Raw genomic sequence first — 20,800 nt, 5'->3', positions numbered from 1 at the left:
CTCTCGGAAAACGTCTGAAGCTGGGTGCGGAGCGTGCGGACTTTCGCGCGTTGCGCGTTCATGTAGCATAGGACGTCGAGGGTGCAAGGGGCAGACCCGATGACTGGACGAGGCCGGGGCTCGGATCGGGGCGAGGATGCCGCTATCGGCGTCAGCGAGCGATCCCTGTTTGCGGCGCCTGCGACGATCCCACTGCCATCTCCGCTCGTGGCTGCGCCCGAAACCAGGTCGCTGCAGGCAGGTGGGCAGGAGCCGGCGCCGGCTCCTGCCGCGGGCAGGATCGCGCGCGTGCGCCGGCAAGTCGGCCTGGTATCCTTGCCTCGCGTGCGCCATGGCGTGGCCAAGGCGGCGGAGCTCGAACTCGACCGGGGCATCGCGTTCCTGCTGGTGCCGGTCTGTCTGGCCGTTGGGGCGATCGCCTATTTCTCGCTGGCATCCGAGCCCGACTTTGCAAAACCCGTCGCGGTCGTGGTGCTGATGGCGGTCTGTGCCTTCGTCTCGCGCTCCTGGTCGAAAACCCATCTGTGTTTCATGGCAGTGCTGTTGTGCGCGCTGGGCCTGCTCGCGGCGAAGGTCGAAACATGGCGAGCCGGAACCCGGATGCTGGGTTCGGAAATCTCCACGCAACTGACCGGCCGCGTGGTCTCGATCGAGGAGATGGAGAGCGGCCGCATCCGGCTGACCATGGACGTGATTTCGACCGCCCGGCCAAAACTGCGCCATGCGCCGGAAAGGGTCCGGCTTTCCGCACGCAAGATACCGCAGGGAATGACCGCCGGCTCGCTCATCACAGGCTACGCCAAACTGTTGCCGCCGACCGGCCCGGTGCGGCCGGACAGCTACGACTTCTCTTTCGACAGCTATTTCGCCGGCATCGGCGGCAGCGGCTTCTTTCTCGGCAATCCAACGGTTGTTTCCGCCGACGACGGTGAGATGCCGCTATCGGCTCGCCTTTTTTCAGGCATCGAAAATGCCCGCGAAGCCATCGCCGACCACATCAGGGGCAGCGTCGGCGGCGCTGAAGGCGAGATCGCGGCGGCGCTGATCGTCGGCGTGCGCGCCGGCATACCCGATGAAATCAATGAAGCGATGCGGCGTACCGGCATCTATCACATCATCTCTATTTCGGGACTGCATATGGCGCTTGTGGCCGGCACCATCATGGGTCTGCTGCGTGGTGCCTTCGCGCTGTTTCCAGACTTTTCCGCGCGCCGGCCGGTGAAGAAATACGCGGCCGCCGCCGCACTGTTCTCGATCGCGGCCTATCTCATCATTTCCGGTGTCGTCGTTGCGGCCGAACGCAGCTTCATCATGCTGGCGGTGATGCTGATTGCCGTCTTCTTCGATCGCGCTGCGCTGACCATGCGCAATCTGGCGATCTCGGCGATCGCCGTGATCCTGGTCTCGCCTCACGAGGTCGTCGGCCCGAGCTTTCAGATGTCGTTCGCCGCGACCGCGGCCCTGGTTGGCGCTTATGCCGGCTGGGCCGATCACCGTGCGGGAAAGACGCGGCCACCGCCGCCAAAGCGATCCCTGGCGGGGTTCCTGACGCGAAAATTCCTGCTGGCGACAGGAGGATTGGCCATGACGTCCATTATCGCCGGCAGCGCCACGGCACTGTTTGCCATCTGGCATTTCCAGCGGGTATCGCCGCTCAGCCTGTTCGCCAATCTGGCCGTGATGCCTATCGTGTCGGTCGTGATGTTCCTGGCCGTCGCCAGCGCGCTGTTGATGCCATTCGGACTGGATTGGCCGGCTCTCTACCTCATGGGCAAGGGCCTGACAGCAATGATCGCCGTGTCGGCGTGGATATCGGAGCGCTCTCCGGTCGATGGAGTCGGGCTGATTTCGCAGCAATCCGTGCTGCTGGTCACCGTCGCGCTGGTTATCGCGACGATGGCGACGACATGGCTGCGGCTCGCGGCGCTGCCATTCGCGCTCGCCGGCCTGTTGACTGTGTCGCACACACGCGCGCCCGATGTGCTGATCTCGGAAGATGCGCGGCTGGTCGCGCTGCCGATCGGCAATGGCGAACTGGCCGTCAACCGGGAACGTCCCAACGAATTCGCAACCGACAACTGGAAACGCGCCCTGATCTCCGAAACAATCGTCAAACCGGAAATGTTCGACACGACAGACAGGCAATTCGATGTTGCCAGTCCCACCGACCTGCCGCCGGGATCGCCCTTCTACTGCCGCGAAGGCCTGTGCCTTGCCAGGCACCCTTCCGGCGCGATCATTGCCTATGTCGAGGACCGCAAGACCACCTGGAAAGCCTGCGCTTTCGCCGACCTGATCATCGTCAATGACGCAACCGCCTATGACGCCTGCCACAATCCACTGGTTCTCGTCGTCACCAAACGGCAGCTCGCCCGCAGGGGAAGCGCTGCCGTCTTCTTCAATCCCCAGTCGGCCACGACCCGGGCCGCGATCGCATTTGCCGTCGACGGACCATACCGGCCCTGGCACGAACAGCGAAAATTCTCACGCGAGGCGAGGGGGCTGCCGCCGTACAAAAAACCCGACAAGCCCGATAACAAGCCGGTTCAGTAGCGCCTGATCAACCCGACCAGCTTGCCTTGTACCTTGACCCTGTCCGGCCCGAAAATGCGCGTTTCGTAGGCTGGATTGGCGGCCTCGAGCGCGATCGAAGCGCCTTTGCGGCGGAACCGCTTCAGTGTCGCTTCCTCTTCGTCGACCAGTGCCACGATAATTTCGCCCGGGCTTGCCGTGTCGGCATTGCGGATAATGACCGTGTCTCCATCGAAGATACCAGCCTCGATCATCGAGTCGCCCTTGACCTCCAACGCATAGTGCTCGCCGCCCATGATCATGTCCGGCGGCACCGAGATCGAATGCGTCTGATGCTGGATGGCATCGATCGGCACACCGGCGGCGATACGGCCCATGACCGGGATGGACACGGCTGAAACCGCGTCGTCGTCGTTGCCGGCCGCGGGCAGGCGCGAAGGCGCAGCGGCCGGCCTGATCTGGCGTCCGAGACTGCCTTGGCCAAGGCTGCCTTGGATGACGCTTGGCGAGAACTTCTTTGCCGCATTGAGGCCCGGCGCGATCGAGTCCGGCAGCCGCAGCACTTCCAGCGCGCGCGCCCGATTGGGTAGCCGGCGAATGAAGCCGCGCTCCTCCAGGGCCGTGATCAGGCGATGGATCCCCGACTTGGAGGCAAGATCGAGTGCTTCCTTCATCTCGTCGAAGGAAGGCGGTATCCCGCTTTCCTTGAGCCGTTCGTGGATGAACATCAGCAGTTCATGTTGCTTGCGTGTCAGCATGGCGGCCCCCAAGACATTGAACGAAAGGTTGAACCAGAATCGAAAAAACAAACCCAGAACAAACACTATCTGTTCCAGTTGTGTTCTGCAACCGTTTAAAGTTTAATGAATTTGTTAAGGGGTCTGAAGTTTTTTGCCCGCGACGGCGGGCGGCAACCAGTCCTTTCCGCCGTCGGCAGGCGCATTGAAATCGTTTTGGTTAATGGCCTGTGGCCCATCCGCCGACGAGGCTTTGGCATCAGTTAGTTGGAAGGCTTCTCCTCGGAGGGACGTATAATTCGCGGAGCCATTATTCGCGGAACGAAACGAAACCAAAATGCCAACGATTGGTAGCTTCGGGCGGCCATGGATCGGGGCGTTCGGCGCACTCCGGCCAGCGCGTTCGAATAGGCGTGGCGGAAGCGCTGAAGTTATCCCGAACCCGCCTTCAAGCTGCCGGCGCGAGCGGCGTATCTGGTAGCGCCGCTGTCTTCGCTGTGGACATAGACGTGCAGTGTGTAGCCGATATGCGCCGTCATCAGCGCCTTGGCCCGCTCGACGTCACGGTCGAGCGCCGCTTCCATGATCGCGGTATGGTGTTCGATCGCAATCGCTTCGCGTAGCGCTTCGATTGCCTCTTCATAGCCATCCTTGAGGCCGGCCGCGGCCCGCAGTGTCGGCGCCAGACCAAGAAAGCGATGATGCCGGCGCAGCTGATCCGAGATCGTCGAGCGGAACCGCAACAGCCAGTCGCATGTGGCGGCGCTCAGCAGCGCCGCATGGAAAGCCTCGTGGTTCTCGTCCCATCTGTCGACGGCCGCGTCCGAGGGATCGTCGACCGCTGTCTTGCAACGCGAGAGCCGGTAGTGGGCGGTGACCACGGCATCCTCCCACTCCCTGCCGCCTTTTTCCATCGATTCGAGGAACAGGGGTATCTCGACCACCATCCTGGCGCGTGCCAGATCCTCCAGCTCGGCCCGCGACACCGGAGCCACGGCAAAACCACGATTGCTGATCGCGGTGACCAGGCGTTCGGCCTCGAGCCGCGACAGGGCTTCGCGCAACGGTGTCCAGCCGACGCCATAGGTGCCGCGCAGCGCACTCAGTTTGAGCGGGGCGCCGGGCATGAGGCGCGTGGTCAGGATGTCGCGCCGCAACAGCTGATAGGCGGCTTCCGTTTTTGTGGAACTCGTTTCATTCAGCATGGTGATCAATCCGTCGTCTGGCGAAAAGTATATATGATAGTGCGTCACAGCAACAATTATATATAATGTTTGACACAGACCGGCGGACTCACCATGATCGCCGTAGTAGCCGCGTTTCCAAGCGGCCCTGATCAAATCTGGGAGGAAATGATGTTGAAGTCGAAATCCGCTTGGTTGTCGGGCTTGGCCCTGGCAGGCGCATTGATGGTCAGTGCCGGCAGTGCCGCGGCCGATCAGATCCGTATCGGCATTGCCAATTTCGGCGAGCATCCGCAATTGAACGCCGCCATAGCCGGCTTCAAGAAGGCGCTGACGGATAACGGCTTCGTCGAGGGCAAGGACGTCGTCTACACGGAGAGCCACACCAATTTCGATGCGTCGCTGGTGCCGCAGATGATCGCCAAGCTGCAGGCCGAGCAGCCCAAGCTGATCTACACCATCACCACGCCGGTCTCACAGATCGCCAAGAAAGCGCTCGCCGGTTCCGGCATTCCGATCGTTTTTGCCGCGGTCACCGATCCGGTGGCGGCCAAGCTGGTGCCGTCATGGGACGCCGGAGACGAAGGCATGACCGGCGCCAGCGATCTGCAGGACGTCGCCGCGGTGATGGCCTTCACCAAGAAGCTGCTGCCGAACGCCAAGCGCTTCGGCGTGCCTTATAATCCCGGTGAGGCCAATGACGTTGCCTTGGTCGAAAAGATCAAGGCGGCGGCACCGGCCGCGGGCTTCGAGGTGGTGGAGGTCGGCATAGACAACGTCAATGACATCCAGCAACGCATCGCTTCGCTCGCCGGCAAGGCCGACGTGATCTACGGCCCGGCCTCGAACCTGATCCAGCCGGCGATCGCCGCTGTCTCCGCGGCCGCCCGCCAGGCCGGTATCCCGGTCGTCAACTCCGATGACAGTGCGGTCCGTAACGGTACCGTGCCGGCGAGCTTCGCGGTCAATTACACGCAGGTCGGCGTCAACGCCGGCAACATCGCCGCCGAGATCCTCAAGGGCAAGGATCCCAAGACGATCGCGCCGTCGCGCCCGGCCTACAAGGACCACATGGCAACGATCTCGCGCAAGGCGATGGCCGCGTTCGGCATCGAGATACCGGCTTCAATGGCCGATTGCGGCTGCATCGTCGACTAACATCGGAACTGCCGGGGTGACGGCGTCGGCGCCGTCATCCCGAGGTCAGGGAGAAACGATGCTCGAGATTCGATCCGCGCGCAAAGTGTTCTACAAGGGCCAGGCCGACGAGAAGGTCGCGCTGGACGGTCTCAGCCTGTCCTTGGCCACCGGAGAGTTCGGCATCGTCATCGGCTCCAATGGGGCCGGCAAGAGCAGCATGCTCAACGCCATTTCCGGCGCCCTGATCCTCGATTCCGGCCAGATCCTGATCAACGGCGCCGACGTGACTGCAATGCCGGTGCACAAGCGCGCCGCGAAACTGGCGCGCGTGTTCCAGGACCCGATGCGCGGCACCGCCGCCAGCATGACGGTTGCGGAAAACATGCTGCTGGCCGATTTGCGTAGCCAAAAGCGCACCTTGCGCCCGGGGCTGAACACCACCCGGCTTGCGTCCTACAGGGAACGACTGTCGATACTGGGTCTCGGTCTGGAAAATCGTCTCGACACGCGCGTCGACCTGCTCTCGGGCGGGCAGCGGCAATCCTTGTCGCTGATCATGGCGGTCGGTGGGTCGCCGGACTTGCTGCTGCTCGACGAGCATACCGCGGCCCTCGACCCGCGCACGGCCGAAATCGTCATGCAAGCGACGGTTCGCGCCGTCAACGCGCTGAAACTGACGACTTTGATGGTGACCCACAACATGCAACACGCCGTCGACCATGGCAGCCGGGTGATCATGCTCGATGCGGGCCGGGTGCTCCTGGAAGTCGCCGGGCAGGAGAAGGCGAGGGTCACGGTTATCGATCTGATCGGCCATTTCTCCGTCAAGACCGATCGCATGTTGCTGGCGAGCTGATCATCATGGGTTTTGTTGGGGACGTTCTCACCAGCTTCGTCGCGATCATGCCGGTCACCCTGGCGCAAAGCCTGATCCTGGCCTTTGTCGTGCTCGGGATCATGATCCCGTTTCGCATGCTGAATTTTCCCGATCTCACCAGCGAAGGCGCCTTTCCGCTGGGCGGCTGCGTCTGCGGCGTTCTCCTTGCCGCCGGCGCATCGCCGCTGATGGGCATCGCTGCCGCCCTTGTCGCCGGCTTTGCGGCGGGCTGCTGCACCGCCTTCATCCATCTGCGCTTCCGCATCCACACGCTGCTTGCGGGCATCCTGATGATGACGATGCTCTACAGCATCAACCTTCGCATTATGGGCAAGTCCAACCTGTCCGTCTTTGGTTCGCCCTCGGTGTTCGACTGGGTGCCGTTCGCGCGGCCGGGTTTCCCCGCCAGCAAGATCGTCGTCGCGGGTCTTCTCGCGCTTGCCGCCTTCATGCTGCTCTACATGTTCTTCAGGACCGAGAAGGGGACCGCCGTGCGCGCCGTGGGCGCCAATCCTGACATGGCCGAAGCGCAAGGCATCAATGTCTGGGCCGCGACCATAGGCGGTGTCGGGCTGGCCAGCGCTTTTTCGGCGTCAAGCGGTGCGCTGATGGTGCAGTCGCAAGGGTTCGCCGACGTCAATATGGGCCTGGGAATTCTCATCAACGGCCTTGCCGCGCTGATGATCGGCGAAGCCGTCGTCGGCAAGCAAACAGTGTGGCGGCAATTGCTGGCGCCCTTCGCCGGCGCGATCATCTACTACCAGCTGGTGTCGTTCTGCCTGGCGGCCGGCATGCCGCCGCCTGACCTGAAGCTTGCCACGGGCCTGTTCGTACTGGCCATGCTTGCCTTGCCCAGCCTCAAGCGCAGCCGGGGGTCCGCACCGGTTCGCGAAGCGATTCGTGAGTAACCCGGCGTGAATGACCAAGGCGTGAATAACCAGGGAATGTCACAAATGATGCCTACGACGCTCGATCTCGCAGCCGTCGATGCCATGGATGCGGCGGACCCGCTGCGTGCCATGCGCGACCGGTTCATCTTGCCGGAAGGCGTGATCTACCTCGACGGCAATTCACTCGGCGCCGCGGCACCCGCCGTCTTCGACGAGCTGCGGAAAGCCGCGACCCAGGAGTGGGCGCAGGATCTGATCCGTGCCTGGAACACCGCCGGCTGGTTCGACATGCCGGTCGCGCTCGGCGACCAACTGGGGCGGCTGATAGGCGCGGCGACCGGCCAGACGGTGGTCTGCGATACGACCTCGATCAACATCTACAAGGTGCTGCATGCCGCGCTCGGCATGCGGCCGGACCGCTCGGTCATCGTCGCCGAGGGAGACAGCTTTCCAACCGATCTCTACATGGCCGAAGGCGTGGCCTCGACGCGCCCCGGCACGGTGTTGCGGCTTGAGGGCGTTGATGCGCCGACCATTGAGGAGCTGATCGACGAGCGCGTTGCGGTCATCCTGGTCAACCACGTCAACTACAAGTCCGGCCAGCTGCGCGACATGGCGGCACTGACATGCAAGGCCCATCAGGTCGGAGCACTGATCGTCTGGGATCTCTGCCACACCGCCGGCGCGCTGCCTGTCGAGCTCGACAGCGCCAATGCCGATTTCGCCATCGGCTGCACCTACAAATATCTCAATGGCGGCCCGGGCGCGCCAGCCTTCATCTACGCCGCCGAGCGTCATCACGACAAAGTCCAGCAGCCACTCAGCGGTTGGTGGGGCCATGCGCGACCCTTCGCCTTCGAGCAGGGTTATGCGGCCGGCAGCGGTATCCGTCGGTTCCTGTGCGGCACGCAGCCGGTGTTGTCGATGCGGGCGCTGAAGGGGGCGCTGGATATCTGGGACGATGTTGACATGGCGTCGGTGCGCAAGAAGAGCATCGCGCTCACCGACCTGTTCATCCAGCTCGTCGAGACCAGATGCGGCGCCTACGGCCTGGAGCTGGAAAGCCCGCGCGACAGCAATCAGCGTGGCAGCCAGGTGTCCTTCCTCCACCCCAACGGCTACCAGGTGATGCGGGCCCTGATTGAGCGCGGCGTGATCGGCGATTTCCGTGCGCCGTCGACCATCCGCTTCGGCTTCACCCCGCTCTATGTCGGCTACGCCGATGTATGGCAGGCGGTCGAGGTGCTGGAAGATATCCTGCGCACCGGCGCCTGGCAGGATGCACGCTTCGCGGTCAAGACGGCAGTGACCTGAAGCCGGCGCGAAGTCGGGAAAAGTGTGACACGGTTTCCCACAGGAATTGCGTCAGACGAGAGTTCAGAGCCGGGTGCGAACCGTCCACAGTTCCGGAAACAGGACGACTTCGAGCATCTTCTTGAGATAGGAGGCGCCCGACGTGCCGCCGGTGCCGCGCTTCAGGCCGATGATGCGCTCGACGGTGGTGACGTGGTTGAAGCGCCAGCGGCGGAAATAGTCCTCGAAGTCGACCAGCTTCTCGGCCAGTTCATAAAACATCCAGTAGCGCTGCGGATCGCGGTACACCGTCTGCCAGGCGACCAGGACTTCTTCGTTCCCGGTCCGCGTCTCGCGCCAATCCGTGCGCTTTGCGTCCGCCCCGATGTCGAAGCCATTGCGGGCCAGAAGCAGCAGCGCTTCATCGTAGAGCGACGGCTCGGCCAGGATCGCCTCCAGCTTCTGGCTGAGGTCCGGCCGGTGCTTGTGCGGCCCGAGCATGGCGAGGTTGCGGTTACCGGCCATGAACTCGATGGCGCGATACTGCCAGGACTGGAAACCCGAGGACTGGCCGAGCGCGTCGCGGAACTCGGTGTATTCGCTGGGCGTCATCGTGCGCAGCACGTCCCAGGCATTGTTCAACTGCTCGAAAATGCGGGCGACACGCGACAGCATCTTAAAGCTCGGTTCGAGGCGGTCGGCACGGATCGAGCGGATCGCCGCGCCAATCTCGTGCAAAGCGAGTTTCATCCACAATTCCGATGTCTGGTGCTGGATGATGAACAGCATTTCGTCATGCGCCGAGGACAGCGGTGTCTGGGCCTCCAGCACTTTCTCCAGGTGCAGATAGTCGCTGTAGGACATCCGCTCCTTGAACGACATCTCTGCGCCTTCAGAGGCCGGATCGTAAGGCTCGCTCAATTGATCTTCTCCGTGCGCAGCCGAAACCGCTGGATCTTGCCGGTCTGGGTCTTCGGCAGAGCGGCGATGAATTTGACCGATCGGGGATATTTGTAGGGCGCGATGGCTGCCTTGACGTGGTCCTGCAGGCGCTTGACGGTCATTGCGTCTGGCGGGACACCTTGCACCAGCACGACATGCGCCTCGACGATCTGGCCGCGCTCGCCATCCTCGGCACCGATGACCGCGCATTCGGCGACATCGGGATGCGACAGCAGCGCCGCCTCGACCTCGGGTCCGGCGATGTTGTAGCCGGCGCTGACGATCATGTCGTCGGAACGCGCGGCGAAGTGGAAGAAGCCGTCCTCATCCTGCGTAAAGGTATCGCCGGTGAGGTTCCAGCCGTCGCGCACATAGTCCTTCTGCCTGTCATCGGCCATGTAGCGGCAGCCGGTCGGCCCGCGCACCGCCAGCCGTCCGGTCTCGCCACGCGGCACCTCGCGCATCTCCTCGTCAACGATGCGCGCCTCGTAACCGCCCACCGGCTTGCCCGTCGAAGCGGGCTTCCTGTCGTCAAAGCGGTTGGAGATGAAGATGTGCAGCATTTCGGTGGCGCCGATGCCGTCAAGGATAGGCTTGCCGGTCTTTCGCGTCCACTCTTCGAAGACCGGGGCCGGCAAGGTCTCGCCGGCCGAGACGGCAACGCGCAATGATGACAGATCGGCGCCTTCGTCCATGGCCTTCAGCATGGCCCGGTAGGCGGTCGGCGCGGTGAAGGAAATGGTCGCTTTGTAGGTCTCGATGATGTGGACCATGTTGGGTGGCGTCGCCTGTTCCAGAAGCGTTGCCGCCGCGCCGAAGCGCAGGGGGAAGATGGCAAGCCCGCCAAGGCCGAAAGTGAAGGCGAGCGGCGGCGAGCCGACGAAGATGTCGTCGGGCGTCACCTGCAGGACTTCACGGGCGTAGGCATCGGCGATGATCAGCAGGTCGCGGTGGAAATGCATCGTCGCTTTCGGCACGCCGGTCGTGCCCGAAGTGAAGCCGAGCAGGGCGACATCGTCGCGGCCAGTGCTGACGGCGGTGAAGGTAACCGGCTTGTCGAGGGCGGCGCGGTCGAGCTCGGCGTCATGGTTGGCGGTGCCGTCGAAGCCGATCACCTGCTTCAGGAACGCGCTGTCCTTGGCGCAGGCGGTCATCTCGTCCATCAGCCTGGTGTCGCAGAGCGCGGTCGTGATCTCGGCCTTGTCGACGATCTTGGTGAGTTCACCGGCGCGCAACATCGGCATGGTGTTGACGACGACAGCACCGACCTTGGTGGCGGCCAGCCAGCAGGCGACCATTGCCGGGTTGTTGGCGGAGCGGATCAGCACCCGGTTGCCCGGCTCGACGCCGTAGTTCTCGACCAGCGCATGGGCGAGCCGGTTCGTCCAGTCGGACAGTTCCTTGTAGGTGCGGCGGCGGCCATTGCCGATCAGCGCGGTGTGGTCACCAAGGCCCTTCTCGACGAGCCTGTCGGTCAATTCGACACCGGCATTGAGGTGTTCTGGATAGTCGAAGCCGTCGAGCAGGAAGTCGGGCCATTGCTCGGGCGGCGGCAGATTATCGCGGGTGAACGTGTCGGTATGCGCTGAAGGCCCAAGCATGTCGTCGCTGTCCCTGTCTGCCGCCGGCCAGCGCGCGAGGCACGTGGCCGGCGGCGGTGGATCTGAATTCCTGTCTCGCGGTAGGCTCGTGCGGCCGGCTACACCCTTGTCGACATGTCACCGGAAAGGTGACTATCGGCGGGTTCGGACGGCACAGCGGATCTCCCATTTTGTCGGCTGTTCCGAAGACAGGATCGCACCAGTCGAAATTTGTTTCAAGCCTAAAATGTTTCACCCCAAAGCCTTGACGCACGGCATGGTGGCGGCCATTGCTAGCACTGAGACGACGCTGTTTCGGGGAGGGTGCCGATGCTCGACCATCGCATTGCCGATTGGGACAATGCCTATGCCAACGGCGCGAATATTGCCGGCAGCGACCGTTGGCCGGCCGCCTGGTCGGGACCGGCGCAAGCGTTCCGTGACGCACTGTCGGGGGAGGGCCGGGCACGGTTCGACATCGCGTATGGCGATCGGCCGCGCAACCGGTTCGATCTTTTCCTGCCGGAGGCCACGCCCAGGGGGCTCGTCGTGTTCATCCATGGCGGCTACTGGCTGGAGTCCGATAAAAGCGGATGGTCGCATCTCGCCAAGGGCGCGGTCGGCAACGGCTTTGCGGTGGCTATGCCTTCCTACACGCTGTGCCCGGACATCCGCATTGCCGGCATTGTCAGCGAAATCGGGGCGGCGATCGGCAAAGCGGCGGCAATGGTCGGGGGACCGCTGATGTTGACCGGACATTCGGCCGGTGGACATCTCGCCAGCCGCATGGTGACCACAAGCACCCCGCTCGCCACCGATGTCGTGCGGCGCATACGCCACGTCGTTTCGATTTCCGGCTTGCATGATTTGCGCCCGCTGATGCGCACCGGCATGAACGCCGTGCTGAAAATTGATGAGCATGAGGCGCTGACGGAAAGCCCGGCACTGCTGCGGCCAACCGATGGTGTCCGCATCACCTGCTGGGCCGGCGGCGGCGAGCGTTCGGAGTTCCTGCGACAGAATGCGTTGCTGGCCAACATCTGGACCGGGCTTGGCGCCACCACCAGTGCCATGGTCGAGCCCGACCGGCATCACTACGATGTAGTGGATGGCTTGGCCGATCCGGCGCATGCATTGACGCGGACCTTGATCTCGGAATAAGCCCTGTGATCAGTAAGTTATTACGAAATACTTCAGCGTAACATCAGAACGCTGCAAGCGTCGCCCGCAGCGGATGCAGGGGCAAAAGGCGCGCGAACGACCAGTCCGTTGGCATCGGCCAGCATCCTCAGCATCGAGGAATCCTGGATGCCGAACGGCGTCGCCACCAGTTCGCCGTCATCCTCCCTGACCACCGCCCTCACATAATCCTGGCGCAGGTCATTGGCCGCCATTGCGGCGCCCAGCCGTGCCGGGCGGATGTCCTGACGATGGTCGCGACCGCCCAGCCTTGCCAGAAGCGGCTTCAGGAATAATTGCGAGCAGACCAGGCTTGCTACCGGATTACCGGGCAGGCCGATGCATCTGATATCGCCGAGGCGCCCGAACATCAGCGGCTTGCCGGGACGCATGGCGATCTTCCAGAAGCCGAGCGTCATGCCTTCGCCGGTCAGCACGTCATGGATCAGGTCGTGGTCGCCGACCGATGCGCCGCCCAGCGTGACGATGACATCGGCACCCGCCGCGACCGCTTTCCTGACCAGGCCGGCGATGTCGTCCTTGCGGTCGGCGGCGATCCCGAGATCGAGCGCACAGGCACCGACCGATTGTGCCGCCGCGGCGACGCCGTAGGCGTTGGACGAGATAATCTGGTCGGGCCCGAGTTCGCTGCCGGGCGGCAACAACTCGTCACCGGTGGCGATGATGGCGACCAGCGGCCGTTTCACCACGCCTACTCGGGGATGATTGGCCGATGCCGTCAGCGACAGTGCCGCCGGGTCGAGCACGCGCCCGGTCTCCAACAGCACGTCGCCCTTGGAAAAATCGAGGCCGACGCGGCGAATGTTACGCCACGCGGCGGTGGGCGAGATCACTTCGATGTTGCCGCCGCCGAGATCCTGGACGTTTTCCTGGATGACGATGGTGTCGGCGCCGTCAGGCAGCGGTGCGCCGGTGAAGATACGCACTGCCTGTGCCTGGCCGACCGCGCCGTCAAAGCCGCGTCCGGCCGGCGCCATGCCGATCACCGAGAGTTTCGACGGCACCGACGCGACATCGGCGGCTCGCACCGCATAGCCGTCCATGGCCGAAGCGTTGAAGGGCGGCTGGGTGCGCAGCGCCATGACCGGTTCCGCCAGCACACGATCGATCGCCTCGATGAGCGGGACGCTTTCGCCGGCCAGCGGGACGGCGCCGTCGAGCAGGCGCTCGAGCGCGTCGGCGACCGGAACCAGTGCCATCAGAGCCCTGCCTTGTAGTCGCCGGACTTGCCGCCGGTCTTTTCGACCAGCCGTATGCCGGAGATGACCATGGCGCGGTCAACCGCCTTGGCCATGTCGTAAATGGTCAGGCAGGCCACCGAGGCTGCCGTCAATGCTTCCATTTCGACGCCGGTCTTGCCGGTGACGCGCGCAAGGGCCGTGACCTTCAGGCCGGGCAGAGCATGGTCAGGCTCTATGTCGACGGAAACCTTGGTCAGCAGCAGGGGGTGGCAGAGCGGGATCAACTCATGGGTCTTCTTCGCTGCCATGATGCCGGCGATGCGCGCCGTGCCCAGCACATCGCCTTTCTTGGCATTGCCGGCGAGGATGGTCTTCAACGTCTCTGGCTGCATCGAGACGAAACCCTCTGCGATCGCGGTGCGCGTCGTCTCGTTCTTGTCGCCGACATCGACCATGTTGGCCTCGCCCTGTGCGCCAAGATGGGTGAGAGCGCCTGTCATCGTCAAATCGCCATAGAGCGACGTGCGTCCATTCGGACGCACAGAGTGCGCTCTGTCACTTTGACTCTATGCATCGTGCTCTCCGAAAATCGATTCCGATTTTCGACCCGCATCGGACGCCTTGCCCGTGAGCAGCGAGCGCGTTGCAGCGGTCACGTCCCGTTGGCGCATCAAGCTCTCGCCCACCAGGAAGGCCCCGATGTCCATCCTTTGCAGTCTAAGGCAATCGTCATGCGAGAAAATGCCGCTTTCGCTGACCAGCAAATGACCCCCCGGCACCATCGCCCGCAGCCGCTCCGACGTATCGAGGCTGGTCTCGAATGTCCGCAGATTGCGGTTGTTGATGCCGATCAATTGCGATGACAGTTTCAGCGCTCGCTCGGTCTCGGCTTCATCGTGCACCTCGATCAGGGCGTCCATGCCGAGCTCGAACGCAGTCGATTCGAGTTGGCTGGCCATGGCATCATCGACGCTGGCCATGATGATCAAAATGGCGTCCGCGCCCCAGGCCCGCGCCTCGTAGACCTGGTAAGGATCGAACAGGAAATCCTTGCGCAGGGCGGGCAGCGTCACGGCCGCTCGCGCCTCGGCCAGAAACTCCGGTGCGCCCTGAAAGGAGGGCGCATCGGTCAGCACGGAAAGACAGGCCGCGCCGCCTTTTTCATAGGCCCTGGCCAGGCTCGGCGGATCGAAATCGGCACGGATCAACCCTTTGGACGGACTTGCCTTCTTGATCTCGGCGATCAGTGCGAAGCCACCCGATCCGCGCTTCGCTTCGAGCGCGGCGAGGAACCCGCGCGGCGCGTCGGCGTCCTTCGCGCGCGCCTTGATCTCTGCCAGCGGCACGCTTGCCTTGGCGGCGGCGATCTCGTCGCGCTTGTAGGCTTCGATCTTGCGCAGAATGTCAGACACGGTTCACCCGTTCGAAATCTCGACCAGGCGGTCGAGCACCTGCAGCGCCCGGCCGCTGTCGATGGCCTGTGCGGCAATGGCGATGCCATCACCGAGCGTCGTCGCCTTGCCCGCAATCACCAGTCCGGCGCCGGCATTCATCAAAACCGTGTCGCGATAGGCGCCGGCGGCCCCGCCTAGCATACCGCGCAAGGCCTTGGCATTGTAGGCGGCATCACCGCCACGCAACTCATCCTTGGTATGACGCTTCAGTCCAACCTCTTCCGGGGTCAGCGTGAAGCTGCGGATTTCGCCGCCAACCAGTTCAGCTACCTGTGTCTCGCCTGTGGTGGTGATCTCGTCATAACCATCGCCGTGGGCGACCCAGGCATGCTCGGTGCCGAGCGCCTTCAGCGTTTCGGCCACCGGCATGATCCATTCCGGCATGAACACGCCGACCATCTGCCGCCTGACGCCAGCCGGGTTCGAAAGCGGGCCGAGCAGGTTGAAGATGGTGCGCGTACCAAGCTCGCCACGAACCGGACCGACATGCTTCATAGCCGGATGGTGCGCCGGCGCGAACATGAAGCCGACGCCGGCTTCATGGATGCACTTGCCGATTAGCTCCGGCGCGATGTCGATCCTGACGCCAAGGGCAATCAGCACGTCGGCCGCGCCGGTCAGTGAGGACAGGCCGCGATTGCCGTGCTTGGCGACCGGTACGCCGCTGCCGGCAATGACAAAGGCGGAAGCCGTCGAGATGTTGACCGAATGCGAATTATCGCCACCGGTGCCGACGATGTCGATGGCGCCGTCAGGAGCATCGACGCGCAGCATCTTGGCGCGCATCGTGGCGACAGCGCCCGAAATCTCGCTCACCGCCTCGCCGCGTACGCGCAACGCCATCAGGAAGCCGCCGATCTGCCCTGGGGTCGCATCGCCCGACATGATGATGTCGAAGGCCTCGCAGGCCTCCTCGAAGGACAGTGCGGTGCCGGTCGCGACCTTGGCGATATGGGTTTTCAGCGCGCTCATCTTGTCGAGGCTTGGGCAACGGCGGCCTGGTCGACGCGGACGTCGTACTGCGTCTGCAACTGCGCCACCAACTGGTCGAGCAGGTCGTCGGACATGCCGGAGGTGAATGATTTCTGCGCGTCGTCCGGCACCGAGCTGGCGTCGGCGCCGGCCGGTTCGAACACTTCGGCGACCTTGAACAGGATCTGGCCGTCGCCGGTGGGCGAGGGGATCAATCCGGTGCCGCCTTCGCCGACGCCGAACATGACGGCGGCGCCTTCCTTGCCGAAATCGGCATCGTCGGCTTCGCGCTTCAAGCCGCGCTTGGTCTGCTTCTCCAGCTTGAGTTCGCCGGCGATGACGTCGAGCGTGGTGCCGGCCTTGAGGCGCTTCTCGAGTTCGTCCGCCTTGGCGGCGAGCCGCTTGGCGGTCTCGGCCGCCGTCCAGTCGGCGACAACCTTTTGGCGCACCTCATCAAGAGTGCGGTCGCGGGCCGGTGTGATCGAACCGACCTCATAGAAGACGAAGCCGTTGTCCGCCGTGGTCAGCGCCTCGTTTTCGGTGTTCGGTTCCGCATCGAAGACGGCCTTGATCAGCGCCGGCGATTCCGGCAGGTCCTTGACGATGGAGCCATCGGGCCTCAGGCCGTTGCGATCGATGGCGTCGATGGTGATGTCCTTAAGCTTCAATTTGGCGGCGGCATCGGCCAGCGAACTGCCCGATGCGCGGGTGTCTTCATAATTGTCGTGCACATCCAGAAGGATGCGGCTTGCCTCGCCCAGCGCCAGGTCCTTGCGGATCTGGTCCGACACTTCGGCGAGCGGCTTCACCACCTCGGGCTTGATCTCGGTCACGCGCAGCAGCACCGGACCGAAGGCGCCCTGCACGACCTGGCTGACTTCGTTGGCGTTGAGCGCGAAGGCGGCATCGGCAACCGCCTTGTCGGCGATCTTGTCCTTGGCGAGCGTGCCAAGCAGCGTGTCGGCCGGGGTCTTGCCCTCGGCGGTCACCAGCTTGTCGAAGGTAGCGCCGGCCTTGAGCGAATCGAGCGCCGCCTTGGCGGCATCCGGTGTCTTGAACACAAGCTGCTCGATGGTGCGCATTTCGGGCGTGGTGTAGCGTGACTTGTTCTTGTTGTAGTCGTCACTGACCTGCTGGTCGGTGACCGCGGTCGTATCCATTATGTCCGCCGGTTCGAGGCGAACATACGAGAATTTGCGGTATTCAGGTGCGGCGTAGCTCTTCTTGTTGGCCTCGAAATAGGCCTGAAGCACGCTGTCGCTCGGCGCCGCGATCGGCTCGACCAGCGCCTTCGGCAAAGTCAAATAGTCGACGGTGCGGTCTTCACCGCGGTAGAGCGCGACCGCCTTGAAGAACGTGTCCGGCGCCTTGAGGCCGTCCGAGACCGCCTCGACGATCTGCTGGCGCACCGCTACCTGGGCACGGTTCTTCAGATAATCCTCGGGCCGCATGCCGACCTGGTGCAGCATGTAGTCGAATGTCCTTCGGTCGAACTGACCGCCAGGGCCCTTGAAAGCCGGGTCTTCGCGGGTGAGTTCGGCCAGCCGATCCTTGGAAAGGCCGAGGCCGAGCTTGCGTGCCTGCTCGTCGAGGACGGCACCGGAAACGAGTTGCGCCAGCACCTGGTTGTCGATGCCGAGCGCCTTTGCCTGTTCATGCGTGAGGCGCTGACCAAACTGCTGCGACATGACGGCGAGCTGGCGGTCATAGGCGAGGCGGTATTCGTTGATCGATACCTTGGTGCCGCCGGCCGTTATTACCGAATCGTGGCCCGCGAAGCCGCCCATCAGCCGTCCGGAGATGCCCCAGGCGGCGAAACTGACCACCAGCAGCGAAAGCAATGTCTTCGCGACCCAGGTACCCGCCGCGCTTCTCAATATACCAAGCATGGTTACTTCCGATTTATGCGCATTTTCGCATGCGCCGAGTCTGAACCAAGCGCAATAGCGCCCTTCCTGCCCACTGTCGATTGCTTTGTGGCCTGATTTTGGTAGTGAGGGCCAGAGCTTGATATCGCCCGGAGAAGCACACCATGACACCAGGAATTCGCCCGCTTGTCGCCGGCAACTGGAAAATGAACGGCACCAGCGCCTCGCTGAACGAGCTCAGGATGATCGGCAACGGTTTCATGAGCGGGCTCGACGCCGAGACCGAAGCGCTGGTCTGCGTTCCCGCGACGCTGCTTTCCCATGCCGCGGAGATTTTGTCGCGCACGCCGGTCCATGCCGGTGGCGAGGACTGCCATCCCAAGGAAAGCGGTGCCTATACCGGCTGTATCTCCGCGGAGATGCTGAAGGACGCAGGCGCCAGCCATGTCATTGTCGGCCATTCCGAATGCCGCGAGCAAAGCGGCGAGGACGATGCGACGGTCCAGGCCAAGGCCACCGCCGCCTGGCGGGCCGGGCTCGTGGCCATCGTGTGCATCGGCGAGACGCGGCAGGAGCGTGAGGCTGGAGCGACGCTGGAGGTGCTGTCGCGCCAGGTCGCCGGCTCGGTGCCGCCAAGCGCCACGCCATCGAACACCGTCATTGCCTATGAGCCGGTTTGGGCGATCGGCACCGGCCTGACGCCAACCGCGGCCGATGTGGCCGAGGCGCATGCGCATATCCGCGAAAAGCTGGCGGAAAAACTTGGGGCCGCCGCCGCCAGGATGCGCATCCTGTACGGTGGCTCGGTCAAGCCTTCCAATGCCGTTGAACTGCTGGGCGTCAGGAATGTCGACGGCGCGCTGGTCGGCGGTGCCAGCCTGAAAGCGGCTGATTTCCTGGGCATCGCCGAAGCCTATCGCAGCATTGCTGGCTGAGATTCACGAGGATGGACGGGTCTCGTCCCGTTCAAATTCGTTGCAAAGAGGGCGTTGCTTCCCATATTCCGGCCACGGGCTTGGAAATGCCGTGAAAGCATTGTATTGAGCCGCCTCCAATTCACCGGCCGTGTCCGCGGCCGGGCAGGGCCTTGCCAGGATAAATTATGCAAACCGTACTGATCGTCATTCATCTCATGGTCGTGCTCGCCCTTGTCGGCGTGGTGCTGCTGCAGCGCTCCGAAGGCGGCGGTCTCGGCATTGGTGGCGGATCGGGCTTCATGACCGCGCGCGGCGCGGCCAACGCATTGACCCGGGCGACGGCGATCCTGGCGGCAGCGTTCTTTGTGACGTCGCTGACCTTGTCGATCATTGCCCGCTACGGCGAAAAGCCGATCGACATTCTCGATCGGGTTCCCGCGACCTCGGATGGCGCCGGCAAGGGTGTGCTCAACCAATTGCCGGGTACGGCCACGCCGGCACCCGCCGGCAATACCACGCCGACGCCTCCGTCCGGCAACGACGCCGTGACAAAACCGCTGGCAACGGCCCCGGCCACCGCGCCCGCCGGCAGCACCACGCCGCCAGCGGCCAATGGAACCACCAACACCGCGCCGGCGTCGCCTCAGGTTCCGAACCAATAACCTTATGTTCTAAACCGCGATCTGTGTTCGTTTGAACACAGTCGCGGCAAATGCTGCGCAATCACGAAGATTCGACAGACCGCGGCGCGGTCTCGCGCTTGAGGCATACGCGCTTATTCGACTATAGATTGCACGCGGCATTTTCGGCGTCCTTGGGGGACGCCGGGCGACGCCGTGGGCAACAAGCATTGAACGATCGGATCTTCGCCATGCAGCTTCGCAGCTTCATTTTCCTGGGACTTTGCGCCGCAATCGGCATGAGTTCCCCGGCCTCCGCCGCCATGCCGGCAAACATGGCCGCACAACAGTCGGTGTCGCTTGAAAAGACCGACGCCATCCCCGTCGCGGCCAAAAGCGATGCGACGCAGTTGAAGCTTCTCAAGAAGAAGAAAAACCCTACGCCGGAGGATCTCGCCCAGATCAAGAAGATCGAGGCCAAGATCGTTGCCGACAAGGAGGATGCCAAGGCCAAGGCGCTCGAGGCCAGGAAAATGGCGATGCGCGAGGCGGCCAAGGCCAGGGCTGACGCAGATCGGCAGGCGTTCCTGGCCAGCAAGGGCCAGAAAGCGGCGGCAACCGAAGTGGCCGATGCCAAGCCGGCCAAGAAGACCGTCAAGATCATCGAACCGATCGAACCTGTAACCCCGATCCCGGCGGCCGAGCCGATCCCAGCCGAGGCGATGAATGTCGCTTTGACGGGCAACAATGGCGAACTGCGCAGCGAGGTCGTCGGCGGCCAGAAGCAGTCAAGCGGCGGCCTGTTCGCCGGTCTGTTCGGTGGAACCTCGTCTGGCTCATCGATCAGCTATCTGCCCGAGACACGCGCGCTCGACTCGGCGCTTGCCCAGAAGAACGCCAAGAAGCCGTTCAAGGTGAAGCCGGAATTCGTGCCTCAGGACGTGGAATTCACCGGCTATGACGCCGGCACAATCGTCATCGACACCAGCGCTCGCCGACTCTACCTCGTCGAATCATCGACCACCGCACGCCGTTATGCCATCGCGGTCGGCCGCGAAGGCCTGCAGTTCAAGGGCACGGTCGCGGTTGGTGACAAGCAGGAGTGGCCGCGCTGGATCCCGACGCTCGACATGCAGAAGCGCGAGCCCAAGCACTACGGCCAGTACAAGGACGGCATGGCAGGCGGCGGCCAGAACCCGCTCGGCGCCCGCGCCATCTATCTCTATGATGGCAGGAAGGACACGCATCTGCGTATCCACGGGACCATCGCGCCGCAGTCGATCGGCACCAGCGCGTCCAATGGCTGCTTCCGCATGATGAACGAGCACGTCATGGATCTATACAGCCGCGTCCGGATCGGCACCAAAGTCGTCATCATCTGACGTTTCCGTCATCATGCCGAAAGGGCCGGCT

18 protein-coding genes are annotated in these 20,800 nt (G+C 63.5%); 9 read left to right on the top strand and 9 right to left on the bottom strand.

The genetic code is table 11. The features are described from left to right. The first annotated feature begins 99 nt into the window (after positions 1–99). Complete coding sequence (locus LB557_RS29140; protein ID WP_224713141.1) at positions 100–2,553, top strand: ComEC/Rec2 family competence protein; 2,454 nt, start codon at positions 100–102, stop codon at positions 2,551–2,553. Here the strand turns inward: LB557_RS29140 and lexA are convergent. Both lexA and LB557_RS29130 read right to left on the bottom strand, forming a co-directional pair. Then, on the bottom strand, positions 2,547–3,290 hold the full coding sequence (lexA, locus tag LB557_RS29135) for a transcriptional repressor LexA (RefSeq protein ID WP_015317797.1): 744 nt from the start codon (positions 3,288–3,290) through the stop codon (positions 2,547–2,549). The genes LB557_RS29140 and lexA overlap by 7 nt on opposite strands. Positions 3,291–3,700: 410 nt before the next feature. Further along, entirely contained in the window at positions 3,701–4,474 is a 774-nt protein-coding gene (locus LB557_RS29130) for a GntR family transcriptional regulator (protein WP_015317798.1), read from the bottom strand. A gap of 150 nt (positions 4,475–4,624) precedes the next feature. Here LB557_RS29130 and LB557_RS29125 point away from each other — a divergent pair, with 150 nt between their 5' ends. From LB557_RS29125 to kynU, 4 genes are read left to right on the top strand one after another with little or no spacing between them, the layout of a single operon-like run. After that, complete coding sequence (locus tag LB557_RS29125) at positions 4,625–5,611, top strand: ABC transporter substrate-binding protein (protein ID WP_015317799.1); 987 nt, start codon at positions 4,625–4,627, stop codon at positions 5,609–5,611. Positions 5,612–5,669: 58 nt separating this feature from the next. Further along, positions 5,670–6,449 carry an ABC transporter ATP-binding protein gene (locus tag LB557_RS29120; RefSeq protein ID WP_140726986.1) on the top strand — a complete coding sequence of 260 codons (780 nt, stop codon included), beginning with the start codon at positions 5,670–5,672 and terminating at the stop codon, positions 6,447–6,449. A gap of 5 nt (positions 6,450–6,454) precedes the next feature. Continuing rightward, a complete protein-coding gene (locus LB557_RS29115; RefSeq protein WP_224644048.1) occupies positions 6,455–7,378 on the top strand; it encodes an ABC transporter permease in 924 nt (307 codons plus the stop codon). Positions 7,379–7,426: 48 nt separating this feature from the next. Then, entirely contained in the window at positions 7,427–8,674 is a 1,248-nt protein-coding gene (gene kynU, locus LB557_RS29110) for a kynureninase (protein WP_224644053.1), read from the top strand. A 63-nt stretch (positions 8,675–8,737) separates the two neighbouring features. Here kynU and kynA read toward each other — a convergent pair whose 3' ends face one another. Further along, positions 8,738–9,574 (bottom strand): tryptophan 2,3-dioxygenase, encoded by an 837-nt coding sequence (gene kynA, locus LB557_RS29105; protein ID WP_140718007.1) that lies wholly within the window; start codon positions 9,572–9,574, stop codon positions 8,738–8,740. Next, on the bottom strand, positions 9,571–11,196 hold the full coding sequence (locus LB557_RS29100; protein WP_015317804.1) for an AMP-binding protein: 1,626 nt from the start codon (positions 11,194–11,196) through the stop codon (positions 9,571–9,573). The genes kynA and LB557_RS29100 overlap by 4 nt, the downstream gene beginning before the upstream one ends. A 309-nt stretch (positions 11,197–11,505) precedes the next feature. Here LB557_RS29100 and LB557_RS29095 point away from each other — a divergent pair, with 309 nt between their 5' ends. Next, positions 11,506–12,336 (top strand): alpha/beta hydrolase, encoded by an 831-nt coding sequence (locus tag LB557_RS29095; RefSeq protein WP_224644049.1) that lies wholly within the window; start codon positions 11,506–11,508, stop codon positions 12,334–12,336. Positions 12,337–12,368: 32 nt separating this feature from the next. Here the strand turns inward: LB557_RS29095 and glp are convergent, their stop codons facing one another. From glp to LB557_RS29070, 5 genes are all read right to left on the bottom strand, one after another. Beyond that, on the bottom strand, positions 12,369–13,574 hold the full coding sequence (glp, locus tag LB557_RS29090; RefSeq protein WP_224644050.1) for a gephyrin-like molybdotransferase Glp: 1,206 nt from the start codon (positions 13,572–13,574) through the stop codon (positions 12,369–12,371). Continuing rightward, the gene (gene moaC / locus LB557_RS29085; protein WP_140824573.1) at positions 13,574–14,056 is read right to left on the bottom strand and encodes a cyclic pyranopterin monophosphate synthase MoaC; all 483 of its coding nucleotides are present in this window, start codon (positions 14,054–14,056) and stop codon (positions 13,574–13,576) included. Before moaC ends, glp begins: the two co-directional genes overlap by 1 nt. A gap of 66 nt (positions 14,057–14,122) precedes the next feature. After that, the gene (gene trpC, locus LB557_RS29080; RefSeq protein ID WP_224587253.1) at positions 14,123–14,968 is read right to left on the bottom strand and encodes an indole-3-glycerol phosphate synthase TrpC; all 846 of its coding nucleotides are present in this window, start codon (positions 14,966–14,968) and stop codon (positions 14,123–14,125) included. Between the two features lie 3 nt (positions 14,969–14,971). Further along, positions 14,972–15,982 (bottom strand): anthranilate phosphoribosyltransferase, encoded by a 1,011-nt coding sequence (gene trpD, locus LB557_RS29075; RefSeq protein WP_224644051.1) that lies wholly within the window; start codon positions 15,980–15,982, stop codon positions 14,972–14,974. Continuing rightward, positions 15,979–17,871 carry a SurA N-terminal domain-containing protein gene (locus tag LB557_RS29070; RefSeq protein WP_015317810.1) on the bottom strand — a complete coding sequence of 631 codons (1,893 nt, stop codon included), beginning with the start codon at positions 17,869–17,871 and terminating at the stop codon, positions 15,979–15,981. The genes trpD and LB557_RS29070 overlap by 4 nt, the downstream gene beginning before the upstream one ends. Before the next feature lie 143 nt (positions 17,872–18,014). Here LB557_RS29070 and tpiA point away from each other — a divergent pair, with 143 nt between their 5' ends. From tpiA to LB557_RS29055, 3 genes are all read left to right on the top strand, one after another. Beyond that, positions 18,015–18,785, top strand: a complete 771-nt coding sequence (tpiA, locus tag LB557_RS29065) for a triose-phosphate isomerase (protein WP_015317811.1) — start codon at positions 18,015–18,017, stop codon at positions 18,783–18,785. A 167-nt stretch (positions 18,786–18,952) separates the two neighbouring features. Then, entirely contained in the window at positions 18,953–19,429 is a 477-nt protein-coding gene (gene secG / locus LB557_RS29060; protein WP_224527652.1) for a preprotein translocase subunit SecG, read from the top strand. A gap of 209 nt (positions 19,430–19,638) precedes the next feature. Further along, positions 19,639–20,769: a L,D-transpeptidase gene (locus LB557_RS29055; RefSeq protein ID WP_140717995.1), complete on the top strand. Its 1,131-nt coding sequence runs from the start codon at positions 19,639–19,641 to the stop codon at positions 20,767–20,769. Positions 20,770–20,800: the final 31 nt, after the last annotated feature.

The organism is Mesorhizobium sp. BR115XR7A, assembly GCF_020165315.1.
Taxonomy (GTDB): domain Bacteria; phylum Pseudomonadota; class Alphaproteobacteria; order Rhizobiales; family Rhizobiaceae; genus Mesorhizobium; species Mesorhizobium australicum.
The sequence above is the reverse complement of the archived record's forward strand: the minus strand, read 5'-3'. Positions and strand labels throughout refer to the sequence as shown.